Origin of the sequence: Pseudomonas brassicacearum (assembly GCF_003732265.1) — a bacterium.
Taxonomy (GTDB): domain Bacteria; phylum Pseudomonadota; class Gammaproteobacteria; order Pseudomonadales; family Pseudomonadaceae; genus Aquipseudomonas; species Aquipseudomonas brassicacearum_D.
The window spans coordinates 1-522 of record NZ_MOBK01000130.1 but is presented as its reverse complement, the minus strand read 5'-3'; the positions used below and the strand labels follow the sequence as shown (position 1 = coordinate 522).

General features: G+C 62.6%; 1 protein-coding gene. It reads right to left on the bottom strand.

Translation table 11 applies throughout. The annotated features are described in order from the left end of the window. Nucleotides 1-522: Hsp70 family protein (locus tag BK660_RS30410; RefSeq protein ID WP_148057492.1), on the bottom strand; the 522-nt coding region annotated here is incomplete at both ends.

Below are 522 nucleotides of genomic sequence, written 5' to 3'. Positions count from 1 at the left end.
AGCGACCAGGCCTTCGGCATGCTGATCCAGACCGTACGCCACGGCAGCTGCGGTCGGCTCGTTGAGCAGGCGCAGCACGTTCAGACCGGCGAGTTTCGCCGCATCTTTGGTGGCCTGCCGTTGAGCTTCATCGAAATACGCCGGAACGGTGATCACCGCACGCACCAGTTCGCCACCCAATGTTGCTTCAGCGCGCTGACGCAGAACCTTGAGGATATCGGCGGAGACTTCGACCGGGCTTTTCGGGCCCTGCACGGTGTCGATGAACGGCATGTGCGACTCGCCACCAACAAAGCGGTATGGCAGTTGCTCGCCCAATTGCTTGGCGTCGGACAGACCACGACCCATCAAGCGCTTGACGGACAGCACAGTGTTCAACGGATCGGAAGCGGCGGCCAGCTTGGCCGACTCGCCGACTTCGACGTGATCGGCGTGGTAACGCACAGCGGACGGCAGGATGACCTGCCCGTTTGCGTCAGCCAACGGCTCGGAAAGACCACTGCGCAACGCAGCGACCAGCGA